Genomic DNA, 17453 nt, shown 5'->3' with positions numbered 1-17453 from the left:
CCGCCACCGACAAGATGCGCTTGGCCGGCTCCTGGCCGATCACGTATTGATCCAGCAGCTCGCTGATTTCCTGCGGCGTCGGCAATTCCGATTTCTGGCCATCCAGCGTCTCGACGTTCGAAGCTTCATCCGTAATGATGTCATTGCAGAGATCGATACATTCATCACAGATGAATACCGATGGCCCGGCGATGAGTTTTTTCACCTCATGCTGGCTCTTGCCGCAGAAGGAGCAGTAAAGCAGTTTTTCGCCGCTGGAAGATTTTTTATCAGGCATAAAGGCAGTATTTAATTAAAACTAGAGTGGCGCATTAAAAGGAGCACATGACGAACATTGATTTTATATTACCCGCGAAATCAAGATTCGTCACGCTGAGGCCATTTTTGAAAAGCAAAACGCCCGTACCTTATGGCCGGGCGCTCAGCAATTCCTTCAATTACGCAGTAATCAAGCGCGTGTCGCCAGGACTTTATCAATCAGACCATATTCCACGGCGGCATCCGCCGACATGAAATTATCCCGATCCGTATCCTTGCTGATCTGCTCAACGCTTCTGCCGGTCTTGTCAGCCAGGATGCCGTTCAGGCGCTCGCGCAAATACAGGATTTCGCGTGCCTGGATTTCGATATCCGAAGCTTGCCCTTGGGCGCCGCCCAGAGGCTGGTGAATCATGATGCGCGAATTCGGCAGCGAGAAACGCTTGCCCTTGGCGCCAGCGGCCAGCAGAAAAGCCCCCATCGAAGCAGCCATGCCGGTGCACAGCGTCGAGACATCCGGCTTGATGAACTGCATGGTGTCAAAAATCGCCATGCCGGCCGAAACCGAGCCGCCAGGGGAATTGATGTACAGGGAAATATCCTTGTCAGGATTTTCACTTTCCAGGAACAGCAATTGCGCCACGATCAGGTTGGCGGTCTGGTCATTGACCGGGCCCACCAGGAAAATCACGCGCTCGCGCAACAGGCGCGAATAAATATCATACGACCGCTCACCGCGCCCGCTTTGCTCAATCACGATAGGCACCATGCCGAGCATGTCAGTATCCAGTGCCGAATTACGATTAAAGCCTGTCATAGTATTCCTTATGGAGAGCGCTCAAAACCTAATCAATCCACTGACCGGGGCCAGGCTTCCTGCCTGACTCCGGTTATGCAGGCTGATTAAGCCTGTTGCCCGTTGTTGCTCATCAATTCATCGAAGGCAACCGACTTGTCGGTCACTTTCGATTTGCCCAACACGTAGTTAACGACGTTTTCTTCCAAAACAAGGGCTTCGACCTCTGCCAGACGGCGGCGATCGCTGAAATAATACTTCAGGACTTGCTGTGGGTCTTCGTAGCTCTGGGCAAAGTCTTCGACTTGCGCCTTGACCTGCTCTGGTGTTGCCTGCAATTTGTTTTCCTTGACCACTTCAGCCAGGATCAGGCCCAGGCGGACGCGACGCTCGGCTTGTGCCGTGAACAGCTCAGGCGGGAAAGGCATGTCGTTAACCTTCATGCCGCGCTGCGCCATGTCCTGGCGTGTCATTTCAACCAGACGCTCGACGTCCTGGTCTACCAGCGCCTTAGGCACTTCCAGTTCGCTGACCTTGATCAGGGCATCCATCACGCTGTCTTTGTTCTTGGCCTTGACGCGGGAACCGACTTCACGCTCCAGGTTGAGCTTGATGTCAGCGCGCATCTTGGTCAGGTCGCCGTCGTCGATGCCGAGGGTCTTGGCGAATTCCGCGTCGACTTCCGGCAGGTGCGCCCATTCCAGCTTCTTCAGGGTAATGGTGAACTCGGCAGTCTTGCCTGCCACGTCCTTGCCGTGGTAATCGGCAGGGAAAGCCAGTTCAAAAGTCTTGGCTTCGCCGACTTTCAGGCCGATCGTCGCGGCTTCGAACTCTGGCAGCATGCGGCCTTCGCCCAGCACGTAGGCGTAGTCGTCAGCCTTGCCGCCCTGGAATTCAACGCCGTCGATCTTGCCGACGAAGTCGACTGTCACGCGGTCGCCGTTCTTGGCTGTCAGATCGCTGCCGCCATCGCCGTGCGCGCCTTGCTCGCCCTTGACGTGGTAATGCACGCGCTGCTTGCGCAGGATGTCGATGGTCTTGTCGATTTCCGCATCGCTGACTTCAGCCTTGGTGCGCTCGACTTCCACTGCAGTCAGATCGCCGATCTTGACTTCAGGATAGATCTCGAAAGTAGCGTCGAACGCCAGCGTGCCTTCAGCAACGCCTTCGCTGTTCTTAGGCTCGATCTTCGGGTAACCGGCGACGCGCAGGTTGTTTTCGTTGGCGGCAGTATTGAAAGCGTTGCCGACCTTGTCGTTCAACACTTCGGTTTCCACCTGATAGCCGTATTGTGCGGCGACCATCTTCATCGGCACTTTACCTGGGCGGAAGCCAGGCGCTTTAGCGGTGCGAGCGCGAACCTTCAGGCGTTTCTCGACTTCGGTTTGCACTTCGCTGATCGCGATAGTGAGGGTAAGGCGGCGTTCAAGTTTATCCAGAGTTTCGACTGCAGTTGCCATGTGGATCGTCCAAAAATTAAAAATTCCGTGGTGCGACCAGAGTAAATGGGTCAAATGTTGTCATTTTCACCCCAACCCCGTCGCGCTAAAGTCCGATATTCTATACGTAAAACAGGCAGTTGCGCCAAAACGCGTGACCGTGCGCCTGTATTAACAAGCGATCCGGCAGCTATTTCAACGGCAAAAGCCGGCCAGGCCTGCTTATTTGAGCGGAATCGGGTTTCCGGCAGACACCGGCACGGCGGTTACGCTGTTTTGCGGACTGCCATCCACCAGCTTATCCGAATAGGTAAGATAAACCAGGGTGTTACGCTTCGGGTCGACCAGACGCACTATATGTAAACGTTTGAACAACACCGACATGCGCTCGGTAAACACATCTTCCTGCAAGGGCAGCTTGCCGACGAACTGGACGGCAGCCGCCACCTGGCGGCAGGCAATCGACGCCTCGGCCCGGTCTTCCGCCAGGCCGACCGTACCCTTGACGCCACCGGTGCGTGCGCGCGAGACATAACAGGTCACGCCCTGTACCTTGGGGTCGTCGTAGGCCTCCACCACCACCCGGTCGTTGCGGCCGACCCAGCGAAAAGCAGTGCTGACCTCGCCCACCTGCTCCGATGCGGCCTGCACCGGCGCGGAAGCCGTAGCAAATGCAGCGCAAGCAAGCAGTACTGCCAGGCAACGAGATGTTGTACGCATATGTATTCCGAGAAATAAAAAACCGATTGTATGCCGAACCGTCCGCTTTTTTACCTAGGAGCCTGTCGGACTTAAGGGGGCAAAGCGAAAAAAATAGCTGAGCGAGGACAGATTTTGCCGGCTTCTTGGTCAATAGCGAGCTATTGACCAAGAAGCCGGTGAAATATGGCCCGCTCAGGTATTTTTGCAGCCACCCCCCTTAAGTCCGGCAGGCTCCTTGCCCTGATACAAAAGACAGGGACGTAAAAAAACCCTCGGCAGAGGGTTCTTGAATATTCAGCCAGGTGGTAAGGGAATACCGACAGGCTGGTGCGACCGAGAGGACTCGAACCTCCACAAGATTGCTCTCGACAGGACCTAAACCTGTTGCGTCTACCAATTTCGCCACGGTCGCATTTGCTAGCATTTGCTTCATGCCCGCCCGCTATGCTTGGGCAATATCGGGCAGCCCGCTATTCTACTGCAAGCCGTTTGATATGGCGAGAGGCATGAGCAACTTTTCACTCGCGTTGTCCACGGCAACGCAGGAATCCGCAAGCGCCCCGGCGCAGATTATCCGAGAACCCGGGGCCAGAGCGCCCACCAAGATCCAGGAGTAACTCAGCGGCACGGCAGCCAATTCAGATGCCCAACAATGGCGGCGGCCGCCGCTGCACCCATTGCGTGGCTTGCTCGTAAGCATAGGCCAGCTGCAGCACCGCCAGATCGGCGCCGCGCCTGCCTATGATCTGCAGCCCCATTGGCAAGCCTTGCGCACCAAAACCAAGCGGCACACTGACGGCGGGACTACCGGTCAACGATGCGGCTATGACCACCTCCATCCAGCGGTGATAAGTATCCATGTTTCTATTGGCGATACGCTTTGGCCAATGTTCATCGATGGAAAATGGAAATATCTGGGCAGTCGGCAATAGTACATAATCAAACTGCATGAACATTTTGTTGAACGCCTGATACAAGGCGCTGCGCGCCTTCGAGGCCCTATAGAAATCCGTCACCCGCAACTTCATGCCGCCCTCGATTTCCCAGATCAGTTCCGGCTTCATCAAGGCACGCTTGGCCGGATCCAGATAGCTGTCGCCGAGACCGCCGGCAAGCGACGAATGGCGCAGAGTGAGCCATGTTTCCCACATGCGTTCCGGCGCAAAATCCAGTGTCGCCTCATCGACTTTGCAGCCCAAGGCTTCAAGCGTGGCAAAGGAAGTGCGGCACATTGCCAATATGCCTTCCGCCATCGGCAGATATCCATTGAAATCGCCCAGCCAACCTACTCGCGTGCCACGAAAATCGCGCTTCAGCGATTGGGTGAAGCCGGCCGGGTTTTCCTGGATCGACAACGGCGCCCTGGCGTCGTAACCCGCCTCGGTAGCCAACAGCATGGCCAGGTCAGTGACTGTACGCCCCATTGCACCGTCGGTTGCCAGCTGGCCGAGAAACAGTTCCGGGTCCGGTCCCGCCGGCACCACGCCGACGGTAGGACGAAAACCATAAATATTGTTGAATGCGGCCGGATTGCGCAAGGATCCCATCATGTCGCTGCCATCGGCCACCGGCACCATTTTCAGCGCCAGCGCCACGGCCGCGCCGCCGCTGCTGCCGCCCGCGACCCGGCTTTGATCGTAGGCGTTTCTGGTGACGCCGAAATTGGGATTGTAGGTATTCGATCCCAGCCCGAATTCAGGCGTATTGGTCTTGCCGATGATGATCGCACCGTGGCGCTTGATCCTTTCGACGAGAATGTCGTCCTGCCGCGGGACATGATCTTTGAACAGCGGCGAACCGAAGGTCGTGCGGATGCCGGCGGTTTCCGCCAGATCCTTGACAGCGTGCGGCATGCCATGCAACCAGCCCATGTATTCGCCGCGCGCCAGCTGGCGGTCACATCGCTCTGCCTGCTTGAGCAAGTAGTCGCTGTCTTGTAGTGAGACTATCGCATTGACGCTGGGATTAATCCGCGCTATCTGCCTGAGATAGGCTTGCATGGTTTCGCGGCAGGAAACCTGGCGCGCCTTGATGGCTGCCGACAACGCCACCGCATCCAGCGCAACGATGTCGGCCTGCGCAGCTGCGGGCCTGGCTGATCCCGCATGGTTGCCATCCGCGGCGGCTTGGGAGGACATGCCGGCGAGCAAGCCGCCGACAGAAGAAGCACCCAGCATTGCCAGGCTGCCGTCCGTCAGAAATTTCCTGCGTTGCGGTGAATCTGCGCTGCCTTCGCCGGGATTGTTAGAAGTCAATTCGCTTGTCATGTTCGCCCCCTCCAATGGTGTGGCATCGGCGTCAAATACTCCGCTGCCTAGCCGAATACCGATTCATGTGCCTCCATATACGCTTGTCACCAGATACAGGGGCCGTTTTTCCCCATCCGCAGTGGCTGAGGAGCTTCAACTATCGCATAGCAGATTTTATGATGCAAGAAAAACAATTTCCCAATTGATAACAATTGCGAATGACGAAGCGTATGCTTTGCGCGATTGAGAACTGCATTTTCACAGGGAGCAAAAATGCAAAGACCGCCGATTGGCGGTCTTTGGGAAACGCAGGGATGGCGTTACTGCGGCTTTTTAACTCGGAACCAGGCCGCATACAAGGCCGGCAGGAACAGCAAGGTCAGGCCGGTCGCCACAATCAGGCCGCCCATGATGGCCACCGCCATTGGCCCCCAGAACACTGAATGCGACAAGGGAATCATGGCCAGCACCGCCGCCGCCGCCGTCAGCATGATCGGCCGGCAACGGCGTACCGCCGATTCGACGATGGCATTCCAGGGCGCCACCCCGCTGGCGATATCGTGTTCGATCTGGTCGATCAGGATCACCGAGTTACGGATGATCATGCCGAACAGCGCGATCACGCCAAGCTGGGCGACGAAGCCGAACGGCCGATGCAGGATCAGCAGCGCGGCAGCGGCGCCGGCGATGCCCAGCGGCCCGGTCAGGAACACCAGCAGCGAACGCGAGAAGCTATGCAGCTGCAGCATCAGCAAAGTGAAGATGATGAAAATCACCAGCGGCACATTGGCGGCGATCGAATCCTGCGCCTTGCCGGCGTCGTGGGCAGCGCCCGCAATGTCGATCACATAGCCGGGCGGCAGCTGGGCCCGGATCTTGTCGAGCTGCGGATTGATCTGGTCGGTCACGGTCGGCCCTTGCACGCCATCGATGACATCGGCCTGCACGGTGATCGCCCAGTTGCGCCATTCGCGCCAGACCACGCCCGGCTCCCATACCAGCTTGACCGTGGCGACCTGCGCCAGCGGCACCGACTTGCCGCTGGCGGTCGGAATATTGGCCTGGTTCAAGGCATCGATGGTGGCGCGTTCATCCAGCGGCTGGCGCACCACGATGTCGATCAGCCGGTCGTGCTCGCGATATTGGCCGATGGTGGTGCCGGTCAGCAGGGTGTTGACGGTCTGCATCACGGTTTGCGAACCTATTCCCAGCGTGCGCAATTTATCCTGGTCCAGATCGACCCGCAGCACCTTGACCGATTCGTTCCAGTTGTCGTTCAGGCCAATGATGTTCGGATTGCGGTTCATCACGCTCTTGACCTGGTCGGCAATCACCCGGACCTTGGCGGCATCGGTGCCGCTGACGCGGAACTGCACCGCATACGGCACCGGCGGTCCGCTCGGCAGCAGCTTGACGCGGCCGCGCACTTCCGGGAAGCCATGCTTGAAAGCATCGGTGATTTTCAGGCGCAAGGCGTCGCGCGAAGCCAAGTCCTTGGTCAGCAGCACCAGCTGCGCCACATTGGTCTGCGGCAGGATCTGGTCCAGCGGCAGGTAGAAACGCGGACTGCCGCTGCCGACATAGGTTGTCATGCTTTCCAGTTCCGGCGCATTGTGGATGTAGGCTTCGAACTTCTTGGCTTGCGCCTCGGTGGCGGCAAAGGAAGAGCCTTCCGGCAGCCACAGCTCGATCATCAGTTCCGGCCGGCTGGAATCAGGGAAGAACTGTTCTTCGATGAACTTGAAGCCGAACACACCCAGCGCAAACACCATCAGCGTCAGGGCGATGGTGGTCTTGCGCCACTCGACGCACCAGTTGACTGCGCGCCGCACGCGCGAATAGAACGGCGTGTTGAACAATTCATGATGGCCGTCAGCGCCGGCAGCCGGCTTGACCTTCAACAGCAGATAGCCAATATAAGGTGTGAACAGCACCGCCACCAGCCAGGAAATCAGCAGCGCCAGCGCATTCACCGAAAACATGGAGAAGGTATATTCGCCGGCAGCCGATTTCGCCAGCCCGATCGGCAGGAAGCCGGCGGCGGTAATCAGGGTGCCGGTCAGCATCGGCATCGCCGTCGAGGTGTAGGCAAAGGTCGCCGCCTCCAGCCGCGACAAGCCCTCCTCCATCTTGCGCACCATCATTTCGACCGCAATGATGGCGTCGTCGACCAGCAAGCCGAGGGCGATGATCAGCGCTCCCAGCGAGATCTTGTGCAGGTCGATGCTGAAGATGCGCATGAACAGGAAGGTGATCGCCAGCACCAGCGGAATCGTCAGTGCCACCACCAGGCCCGGCCAGACATCGATACGGAACGGCTTGGTATGGAAACCGAGCGAGAGGAAACTCACCGCCAGCACGATCAGCACCGCTTCCATCAGTGTCTTGAGGAATTCGTCGACCGATTCGGCGACGATTTTCGGCTGGTTGGAAACCCGCTCCAGGTTGATCCCGACCGGCAGCTTGGCCTTGATTTCCGCGGTGATGCGCGCCATGTCCTTGCCCAGCGCAATGATGTCGCCGCCCTTCACCATCGAGACCCCGAGCCCGATCACTTCCTTGCCGTTGTAACGCATTTTTTGCGACGGCGGATCGATGTACTCGCGCTTGATGGCGGCAAAATCGCCCAGCCGGAAGGTGGTGTTGTTGGCCCGCAGCTGCAGGTTTTCCAGGTCCTTGGGCGAGGCCAGCGCGCCACTGACGCGGATCTGCAGGTTGTCGCTGGCGGTCACCAGTATGCCATTGGCTTGCAGGGCGTTCTGCGCGCTCAGCTGGTTGACGATGTCCTGTACCGAGATGCCCAGCTGAGAAAACTTTTTCTGCGAAAATTCGATGAAGATCTTTTCATCCTGCACGCCGAACAGATCGACCTTGGCCACCGACTGCAAGGTCAGCAGCTGCTGGCGCACGAAATCGGCGTAATCCTTGACATCGGCATAATTGAAACCGTCGCCGGACACCGCAAAGATGGAACCGTAGGTTTCGCCGAATTCATCGTTGAAGAACGGTCCCAGCACGCCCTGCGGCAAGGTCAGCTTGATGTCGTCGATCTTTTTGCGCACCTGGTACCAGGCATCCACGGTTTCCTTGGGCGTGGCGGATTCCTGCAAGGTCAGGATGATCAGCGTTTCGCCCGGCTTGGAATAGCTGCGGATGGTGTCTATATGCGGGGTTTCCTGCAGCTTCTTTTCCAGCTTGTCGGTAACCTGGTCGGCCATCTGCAAGGCAGTGGCGCCTGGCCATTGCGCCGACACCACCATGGCGCGGAATGTAAACGGCGGATCTTCATCCTGCCCGAGACGGCCGTAACTCAGGATGCCGCCGATCACCAGCACCACCATCAGGTAGCGCGTCAGCGGGATGTGCTCCAGCGCCCAACGCGACAGATTGAAACCGCTCTTTTTACCGTCGCTCATTGGGCGGCTCCGCTGACGCCGGCAGCCTTGGCGGCCGGCAGGCTGGCTTCCGGCGCGTCGAGGATGGTGACCTTCTGGCCCTGCTTCAATTGATTGACGCCAGCCGTGACCACCTGCTGGCCGGGCTTCAAGGCGCCGCGTATCCATACTTCATTGCCGTGCTGGCCGGTGATTTCAATCGGGACCTGGCGCACCTGATGTGCGGCGGCGCCGTCAACCACCCACACCACGCTATGGTCTTGCACCCGCAGCAGCGCAGTGAGCGGCACCTTGATGGCGTCGTCGCTGGTCTTGCTGATGAATGCCGCGTAAGCGGTCATGCCCAGCTTGACGTTGGGCGTATCGTCGGGAATCGCAATCTTGATGGCGTAGGTGCGCGTCACCGGATCGGCAATCGGCGACACTTCGCGCACCGTGCCGCGGATCAGCTGCTTGGGATCGGCCCACAGGCGCACCTGGACATCGTCGCTGCGGCGCAGCTGATCGACCTGGTTTTCCGGCGCGCCGACCACGACTTCCTTGGCGCCCTGGCGCGCCACGCTGACCACCGGCGTGCCCGCCGCCACGACCTGGCCGGCTTCCGCATTGATGGCGGTGACCACGCCGTCGACGTCGGACTCCAGGGTGGCATAAGCCGTCTGATTCAACTGCCCTTTGAACGCCGCCTCGGCCTGGTCATAAGTCGCTTGCGCCGCCTTGAAGGCGGTATCCTTGGCGTCCAGCACCGCCTGGCTGACGAAATTCTTGTCGCGCAACTCCTTGTAGCGCTTCAAGTCGGCCTTGGCCGTATCGCGGTTGCTGGCGGCGGAAGTCACTGCCGCTACCGCTTGCGCCTGCGCCAGCTGCAAATCCTTCGGATCCAGCCGCATCAGTACCTGGCCGCGCTTGACCACCGTGCCGACATCCACCTGGCGGGCGATGATCTTGCCGCCGACCCGGAAGCCTAGCTGCGATTCGTAGCGCGCCTGCACCGCGCCGGGAAGTTCGGAGGTGACGTCGGCATTGGCCGGATTGAGCACCGTCACGCGCACCGGGCGGATATCCTCAACTTTTTCCGGCGCCTTGGAACAAGCCGCCAACAGGAACAATGAGCAAACAAGCAATAAATTAGGAGCGCGCATCAAGCCATGGCGAGGGGTTGATTCTCGCTGAATTACACGCTGAATTATCTGGGTCGGCACGTTTTTTCCTTTACTATTCTGGGCTATTGCCGGTTTGCGCATTGCCATCAGGATACGTAGTGATCACGGCGGGCTGCTGCGGCAGCTTTCATCCCGCCCTCAAAATTACTAACTCTAAAGTCAGTAATTATAATTGCGAGCGATCAAGTTTGCCCAAGGCTTTTTTGCGTCTGTCTGAAACAGGCATAAATATGTCTTTTTAATCAATGTTTTATCCGGCGCCACATGTCCACCAATCATTACGAAAATTTCCCGGTAGCATCAATATTATTGCCTGCCCGCCTGCGTCCGGCAGTCAAAGCGATCTATGCCTTTGCCCGCAGCGCCGACGACATTGCCGATGAAGGCGACGCCACTCCCGAGCAGCGCCTACGTGAGCTGAACGCCTATGAAACGGCGCTAGACCGGATAGAACAGCAGCAAACCGCCGAAAGTCCGCTATTCCAGGCTCTGCATGAGGTGGTCATTGCGTATCAGCTGCCGCTGACGCCGTTTCGCGATCTGCTGTCTGCCTTCAAGCAGGATGTGGTCACCACCCGCTATAGCCAGTTTACCGACCTGCTCGATTATTGCCGCCGCTCGGCCAATCCGGTCGGCAACCTGATGTTGCACCTGTATGGCGCTGCCAGCGAACAAAACCTGCGCGACTCCGATGCGATCTGCTCGGCGCTGCAACTGATTAACTTTTGGCAAGACGTCGCCATCGACTGGAACAAGACGCGCATATACCTGCCGCTGGAAGATTTGCAGCGTTTCGGCGTATCGCAGGCGCAGCTCGCCAGCGGCGATTGCGACCATGCCTGGCGCCGCCTGATGGCGTTCGAGGTACAGCGCGCGCGCGCCATGATGAGCGGCGCCCAGGGCCTGGCGCTGCGCCTGCCCGGACGGATCGGCTGGGAGCTGCGGCTGGTGGTGCAAGGCGGCTTGCGCATCCTGGAAATGCTGGAAGCGGCAGAATACGATATGTTCCGCCGCCGGCCAAAACTGGAAAAACCCGACTGGCTGCTGCTGGCCTGGCGCGCCTTGCGCATGGCATAACAAAAATCGATAAAAATCAGCAAGCAAGCAGCATTTCTTACGTATACTTCGGGCAAGTCGTTTTCAAGCTACCCGCAGCCACGAGCATCCAAGCAGTCATTAACGCTCATTACCGTTTTTTATATCCATGTCACCAGACGATTACTGCCAGCAAAAAGCCGCCCAAAGCGGTTCCAGTTTCTACTACAGCTTCCTGTTCCTGCCGGTCGAGCGTCGCCGCGCCATTACGGCCCTCTACGCGTTTTGCCGCGAAGTGGACGACACTGTCGACGACTGCACCGATGAAAGCGTGGCGCGCAGCAAGCTGATGTGGTGGCGCAAGGAAATCGCCGCCATGCTGGCCGGCAATCCCTCGCATCCGGTGACCCAGGCGCTGCAACCGCACCTGCTGACCTATGGACTGGAAGGCAAGCACCTGCAAGCGATCATCGACGGCATGGAAATGGATCTGAACCAGACCCGCTATCTGGACTATCCCGGCCTCAAGCAATATTGCTGGCATGTGGCCGGCGTGGTCGGCATCCTGTCGGCCAGCATCTTTGGCGTGAGCCAGCCGCAAACCCTGCAGTTTGCCGAAAAGCTCGGCCTCGCCTTCCAGCTCACCAACATCATCCGCGACGTCGGCGAAGACGGCCGCAAGGGCCGTATTTATTTGCCGGTCAACGAACTGCAGCAATTCAATGTCACCGCAGCCGACATCCTCAATGCCCGCTACAGCGAGAATTTCGTCAAGCTGATGCGCTTCCAGGTGGCGCGCGCGCAGCAAGCCTACGATGAAGCGTTTGCCTTGCTGCCCAAGCAAGACCGGCGCGCCCAGCGTCCCGGCCTGATGATGGCGGCCATCTATCGCGCCTTGCTCGGCGAGATCGAGCGCGACGGTTTCCATGTGCTGAACCAGCGCATATCGCTGACGCCTATCCGCAAACTGTGGCTGGCATGGAAGACTTATGTGCGCGGTTAAGCTGACCCCTTCCGCCTTCTTAGCGATTTCCTGAAATGGTCCGCGAAGCACAGCATATTGCCGTGATCGGCGCCGGCTGGGCCGGCTGCACCGCCGCTGTCGAACTGACCCAGGCCGGGCACCAGGTCGCCTTGTATGAAGCCAGCCGCCAGCTGGGCGGTCGCGCGCGACGGGTCGATATAGACGATACCGTGCTCGACAACGGCCAGCATATCCTGCTCGGCGCCTACAAGCAAAGCTTGCAGATGATGCGCAAGGTCGGCATCGACCCTGAGCAGGCCATGCTGCGCCTGCCGCTACAGATGAACTACCCGGCCGGCAGCGGCGGCATGACATTCAGCGCGCCGCGCCTGCCTGCGCCCTTGCATCTGCTGGCAGCGCTGTGGCGCGCCACCGGACTGCAACGTGAAGACAAGCTGGCGCTGGCGCGTTTTTCCTCGGCCGCGCGCTGGATGGACTGGCGCCTGAACGACGATTGCAGCGTCAGCACCCTGCTGGAACGCTTCGACCAGACGGATCGCCTGATCCAGCTGATGTGGCGCCCCCTGTGCATCGCCGCGCTCAACACCCGGCCCGAACAGGCCTCGGCCCAGGTCTTCCTGGCGGTGCTGCGCGACAGCCTCGGCGCCCGCAGAAGCGCATCCGACATGCTGTTGCCGCGGCGTGACCTGAGCAGCTTGTTCCCGCAACAGGCGGCGGCATTCATCGAAGAACGCGGCGGCAGCCTCGAATCCGGGCGCAGCGTCAAGCAAGTGCGGCGCGACGGCCAGCAATGGCAATTGCAAAGCGGCGACAGCAGCCAGAACTTCGACGCCGTGGTCGTCGCGACGCCGCCGGAAACCGCCGCCGCGCTGCTGGAAGGCAGCGCTGACGCCGAACTGCTGGCCACATTGCGCAGCTTTACCTACGAACCGATTACCACTTGCTATCTGCAATATGCTAGCGCCACACGGCTGCCGCGGCCCTTCTTCGCCTTGCTCGACGATCCGGACAATACGGACGGCGGCGCGGCCTGGGGCCAGTTCGTATTCGACCGCGGCCAGCTCGATCCGGCCCAGGCCGGCTTGCTGGCCGTGGTCATCAGCGCCTCCTCCGCGGCGATCCAGGACGGCCATCAAGCACTGGGTAGCGCGCTCGCAAGCCAGATTGCCGCCACCTTCAAACAGCCGCAGCTGGCGCAGCCCCTGTGGAGCAAGGTCATTTCAGAGAAACGCGCCACCTTCGCTTGCACCCCGGGCCTGGCGCGGCCGGCCAATGACAGCGGCCTGGAACGGCTGATGCTGGCCGGCGACTACACCGCCAGCGACTATCCGGCGACCCTGGAGTCGGCAGTGCGCAGCGGCAGGCAGGCGGCGCAGGAATTGCTGCGCCAAATTCGCTGACGGGAGACGCTGCCCCTCCCCCAATGGTTTGGCGAGAAATCATGCGGCCTTCAATTGTTGACAGAAAATTGACATCAATCTATTGGCAAGGATGTTATTAATATATCCTTCGCTTAGTCATCAAGGCAGGTAGCACATGATTAAAATATTTTTTTATAGCGTCGTTTTTTTACTTGCCGCCACATTATCAGGCTGCACGTCCACATGGGTGAATCCGGGAAAACCCGCTACGGCACTTCCCGCAGATCAGCAAGCCTGCCAGTACGAAGCGCTGCAGCTCTATCCGCCAGCCCTCGCCTACAGGCTCACGCCATCAAAGCAAACACCAAGCAAAACCTCTTGCAAGCCAAATGACAAAGGCGGTACCGATTGCACCACCTACTCCGGCGAATATACGCCGCCCGCGTACTCACAGCACGATGACAATGACAAGAGCAGGGACAAGGCCATGCGCTCTTGCATGGATGCGCGCGGTTGGCGCCGGGAAAAAGAGGCCTGCACGGGAAAGTGTCTTTGGGAGTCTTCTGGCATCCCTAGCTATTTAGGTTTGGATTAGTCGACGCAAGCAGGCGCCGCCGCACATCATTAAATTCTGTGCAAAAAAGCAAAAGACCCGCGACCGGCCACTTTTGCATGAAAATGCTTCATGCAAAACATCAATTAATTTTCACTAGAGAGGACATCCTTTTCCTCTAATATAGCGTCATACCAGCTATCCAGAGAACCCTATGCCTGTCATCACCTGCGTTGAAGATTTTCGCCTGCTGGCCAAGAAACGCGTCCCCAAAGCCTTCTACGACTATGCCGACAGCGGCTCCTACACCGAGAGCACCTATCGCGCCAACAGCAGCGACCTCGCGGCCCTGAAACTGCGCCAGCGGGTCGCCATCAATGTCGACCAGCGCTCCACCCGCAGCACCATGATCGGCGAGGATGTCACCATGCCGGTGGCGATTGCACCGACCGGGCTGACCGGCATGCAATGGGCCAACGGCGAAATGCTGGGCGCCATCGCGGCGGAGAAATTCGGTATCCCGTTTACCCTGTCGACCATGAGCATCTGTTCGATCGAAGACGTCGCCAGCGTCACCACCAAGCCGTTCTGGTTCCAGCTGTACGTGATGCGCGACCGCGGCTTCATCAAATCGCTGATCGAACGCGCCAAGGCCGCCAAATGCTCGGCGCTGGTGCTGACGCTGGATTTGCAGATCCTCGGCCAACGCCATAAAGACTTGAAGAACGGCATGTCGGTGCCGCCCAAGATGACCATCGCCAACCTGCTCGACCTCGCCACCAAGCCCGGCTGGGCCCTGCGCGCATTGAGCGGCCGCAAATCGTTCGGCAACCTGGCCGGCCACGTGGCCGGCGCCGACGGCATCATGACCTTGAGCAAATGGACCGCCAGCCAGTTCGATCCGAGCCTGTGCTGGGACGACATTGCCTGGATCAAGGAACAATGGGGCGGCAAGCTGATCCTGAAAGGTATCCTGGACGTCGAGGACGCCAAGATTGCCGCTACCACCGGCGCCGACGCCATCGTCGTCAGCAATCACGGCGGCCGTCAGCTGGATGGCGCGGTGTCGTCGATTTCAGCGCTGCCGGCGATTGTCGATGCGGTCGGCGACCAGCTCGAAGTCTGGTTCGACGGCGGCATCCGCAGCGGCCAGGATGTCTTGAAAGCGGTCGCGCTGGGCGCCAAGGGCACCATGATCGGCCGCGCTTTCCTCTACAGCCTGGGCGCCATGGGCGAAGCCGGCGTGACCCGCATGCTGCAGATCCTGCAACAGGAACTGGATGTCAGCATGGCGCTGACCGGCAGCAAGGATATTAAAGATGTGGGACCGCAGATCCTGAGCTGATCAGGTCTGCGGCCATTGCCACCTAGAGCTTGCCGGCTTTCTGCAGGCGCTGGGTCAAGCCGTCGGCGATATCGTTGTGATCGAATTTCTTGGCAAGGTCGATCGCATTCATGCCGACATCGTTTTTGAGGGTAACGTCGGCGCCGCTGTCGAGCAGCAGCTTGACCGTCAGGATCTTGCCGGCGCGCGCCGCCATCATGATCGGCGTCGTATTGTTGGGTGAACCGGCGTCGATATAAGCCGAAGCGTCCAGCAGCATCTGCACAATCTCATCGTTACCGATCGCCGCCGCGTAGTGCAACGCCGTCCAGCCGGTATTGTTAGGCTCGGCCTCCTTGTCCAGCAAGGCCTTCACCATAGGCACGTCCCCCTTGTAGGAAGCGATCATCAGCGCTGTATCGCCATTGCGCGCGCGCGTGTTCAAATCGACGCCGCGGGCACTCAGCAAGACATTGAAAACCTTCTTCGAATCCTCGCGCACAGCCACCATCAAGCCGGTTTCGCCACGCTCTTTCTGTATCAGGTTGGGACTGACGCCGGCCGCCAGCAGCGCCTTCATGCTGCGCTCGTCGTCCAGCTTGACCGCCTTGAAGAAATCATCGTTATTATTGGCCCAGCTGACCGACGGCAGCCATGCCAGCGCCGCCAGCAGGAACAGCAGTGCGGAAAAACAAGAACGGCTGCGCGTGTGCCGATTATCCATGGACATGATCCTTTGCCAGTTTGAACAAATTGAAAAAATTATCCGTGGTCTGCTGCGCCACCTGAGCCGCCGGGACACCCTTCAGGTTGGCCAGGAATTCGCCGACATGCATGACCCAGCCCGGCTCGTTCATCTTGCCGCGATGCGGCACCGGCGCCAGGTAGGGCGAATCGGTTTCAATCAGCGTGCTGCTCAGGGGCACGGCCAGCGCCACCGCTTGCAGTTCCTTGGCGCTCTTGAAAGTGACGATACCGGAAAAGGAAATATAGAAACCCATGGCGATCGCCGCTTCGGCCACCGCCAGCGATTCGGTGAAGCAATGCATGACGCCGCCGGCGCCGCCGGCGTTGGTGCCGGCCCCCTCTTCCTGCATGATACGGATAGTGTCTTCCGAGGCGGCGCGGGTATGGATGATGAGCGGTTTGCCGGTCGCACGCGAAGCGCGGATATGGCGGCGGAAGCGCTCGCGCTGCCACTCCAGGTCGCCCTGCAGGCGGTAATAGTCGAGGCCGGTTTCGCCGATGGCGATGATCTTCGGATGATCGGACAGGCGGATCAGGTCGTCGACGCTCGGTTCCGGCGTATCTTCATAGTCAGGATGGACGCCGACCGAGGCAAAGATGTGCGGATAGGTCTCGGCCAGCGCCAGCACCTGTGGAAAATCGGGCAAATCGACCGATACGCACAGCGCGTGGGTCACCTGGTTTTGCGCCATCTTGGCGAGAATTTCCGGCATCCTGGCGGACAGCTCAGGAAAATTGATATGGCAGTGGGAATCGATATACATGGACAGGATTATATCGCTTGCCGGCGCCATCGATGACATGCGCGTAAGGCGGGCACGTTTTTGTGCCCGCCCTGCATTTACTGCACCAGGCCCAAGGCCTGTTTCTGCAACTGGATCAGCTCGCCGATGCCGGCCTGCGCCAGGTCCAGCAGGCTGTTCAGGGTCGGACGGTCGAAGGCGACGCCTTCCGCCGTGCCCTGCACTTCGATGAAATGACCGGTATCGGCCATCACCACGTTCATGTCGGTATCGCAACCGGAATCTTCGACATAGTCCAGGTCCAGCACCGGCGCGCCTTGATAGACGCCGACCGAAATCGCGGCGACAAAATGCTTGAGCGGAATCGCGGCAATCGCCTTGCTTTCCAGCAGCTGGGTGAAAGCATCGTAGGCTGCGACCATGGCGCCGGTGATGGCGGCCGTGCGGGTGCCGCCGTCGGCCTGGATCACGTCGCAATCCAGGTGCAGGGTGCGCTCGCCGAAAGCCTGCAGGTCGAAAGCGGCGCGCAAGGAACGGCCGATCAGACGCTGGATTTCCTGGGTGCGGCCGGATTGCTTGCCGCGCGCTGCTTCGCGGTCCATGCGGGTATTGGTGGAACGCGGCAGCATGCCGTATTCCGCGGTCAGCCAGCCCTGCCCTTTACCCTTCAGGAAGCCGGGAACCTTCTCTTCCAGGCTGGCGG

Annotated in this window: 15 protein-coding genes and 1 tRNA gene; 5 read left to right on the top strand and 11 right to left on the bottom strand. The window is 59.3% G+C overall.

The features are described from left to right. The 8 genes from VNZ65_RS23610 to VNZ65_RS23575 form a co-directional block, all read right to left on the bottom strand. The coding region (locus VNZ65_RS23610) for a ClpX C4-type zinc finger protein (RefSeq protein ID WP_325673438.1) at positions 1-277 on the bottom strand (277 nt) is incomplete at its 3' end. A gap of 171 nt (positions 278-448) precedes the next feature. Next, positions 449-1075, bottom strand: coding sequence for an ATP-dependent Clp endopeptidase proteolytic subunit ClpP (clpP, locus tag VNZ65_RS23605; protein WP_061941514.1), 627 nt, complete (start codon positions 1073-1075; stop codon positions 449-451). An 86-nt stretch (positions 1076-1161) separates the two neighbouring features. Next, positions 1162-2514, bottom strand: coding sequence for a trigger factor (gene tig / locus VNZ65_RS23600; protein ID WP_098496720.1), 1353 nt, complete (start codon positions 2512-2514; stop codon positions 1162-1164). A gap of 201 nt (positions 2515-2715) precedes the next feature. After that, positions 2716-3213, bottom strand: coding sequence for a CreA family protein (locus VNZ65_RS23595; protein ID WP_325673435.1), 498 nt, complete (start codon positions 3211-3213; stop codon positions 2716-2718). Between the two features lie 307 nt (positions 3214-3520). Beyond that, positions 3521-3607 (bottom strand) — tRNA-Leu (locus VNZ65_RS23590). 226 nt (positions 3608-3833) lie between these two features. Further along, positions 3834-5462, bottom strand: coding sequence for an amidase (locus VNZ65_RS23585; protein ID WP_325673433.1), 1629 nt, complete (start codon positions 5460-5462; stop codon positions 3834-3836). A 302-nt stretch (positions 5463-5764) separates the two neighbouring features. Further along, entirely contained in the window at positions 5765-8860 is a 3096-nt protein-coding gene (locus VNZ65_RS23580) for an efflux RND transporter permease subunit (protein ID WP_325673431.1), read from the bottom strand. Next, positions 8857-9981 (bottom strand): efflux RND transporter periplasmic adaptor subunit, encoded by a 1125-nt coding sequence (locus tag VNZ65_RS23575; RefSeq protein WP_325673429.1) that lies wholly within the window; start codon positions 9979-9981, stop codon positions 8857-8859. The genes VNZ65_RS23580 and VNZ65_RS23575 overlap by 4 nt, the downstream gene beginning before the upstream one ends. 285 nt (positions 9982-10266) lie before the next feature. On the opposite strand from VNZ65_RS23575, the gene hpnC reads away from it, so the two are divergent. The 5 genes from hpnC (at position 10267) to VNZ65_RS23550 (ending at position 15281) form a co-directional block, all read left to right on the top strand. Further along, on the top strand, positions 10267-11079 hold the full coding sequence (gene hpnC / locus VNZ65_RS23570; RefSeq protein ID WP_325673427.1) for a squalene synthase HpnC: 813 nt from the start codon (positions 10267-10269) through the stop codon (positions 11077-11079). Positions 11080-11206: 127 nt separating this feature from the next. Further along, the gene (gene hpnD, locus VNZ65_RS23565) at positions 11207-12040 is read left to right on the top strand and encodes a presqualene diphosphate synthase HpnD (RefSeq protein ID WP_325673425.1); all 834 of its coding nucleotides are present in this window, start codon (positions 11207-11209) and stop codon (positions 12038-12040) included. 35 nt (positions 12041-12075) lie between these two features. Continuing rightward, entirely contained in the window at positions 12076-13422 is a 1347-nt protein-coding gene (gene hpnE / locus VNZ65_RS23560) for a hydroxysqualene dehydroxylase HpnE (RefSeq protein ID WP_325673423.1), read from the top strand. A 136-nt stretch (positions 13423-13558) separates the two neighbouring features. Beyond that, the gene (locus tag VNZ65_RS23555; protein WP_325673421.1) at positions 13559-13978 is read left to right on the top strand and encodes a hypothetical protein; all 420 of its coding nucleotides are present in this window, start codon (positions 13559-13561) and stop codon (positions 13976-13978) included. Positions 13979-14150: 172 nt separating this feature from the next. Continuing rightward, positions 14151-15281 carry an alpha-hydroxy acid oxidase gene (locus VNZ65_RS23550; RefSeq protein WP_325673419.1) on the top strand — a complete coding sequence of 377 codons (1131 nt, stop codon included), beginning with the start codon at positions 14151-14153 and terminating at the stop codon, positions 15279-15281. 22 nt (positions 15282-15303) lie between these two features. On the opposite strand, the gene VNZ65_RS23545 is transcribed toward VNZ65_RS23550, so the two are convergent. The 3 genes from VNZ65_RS23545 to rph all read right to left on the bottom strand — a co-directional run. Further along, a complete protein-coding gene (locus tag VNZ65_RS23545) occupies positions 15304-15984 on the bottom strand; it encodes an ankyrin repeat domain-containing protein (RefSeq protein WP_325673417.1) in 681 nt (226 codons plus the stop codon). Then, positions 15977-16771, bottom strand: a complete 795-nt coding sequence (locus tag VNZ65_RS23540) for a TatD family hydrolase (protein WP_325673415.1) — start codon at positions 16769-16771, stop codon at positions 15977-15979. The genes VNZ65_RS23545 and VNZ65_RS23540 overlap by 8 nt, the downstream gene beginning before the upstream one ends. 77 nt (positions 16772-16848) lie before the next feature. Then, on the bottom strand, positions 16849-17453 hold a 605-nt coding region (rph, locus tag VNZ65_RS23535), incomplete at its 5' end, for a ribonuclease PH (RefSeq protein ID WP_325673413.1).

Source organism: Collimonas sp., assembly GCF_035566555.1.
GTDB lineage: Bacteria > Pseudomonadota > Gammaproteobacteria > Burkholderiales > Burkholderiaceae_D > Collimonas.
This window is presented reverse-complemented; position numbering and strand designations above follow the sequence as displayed.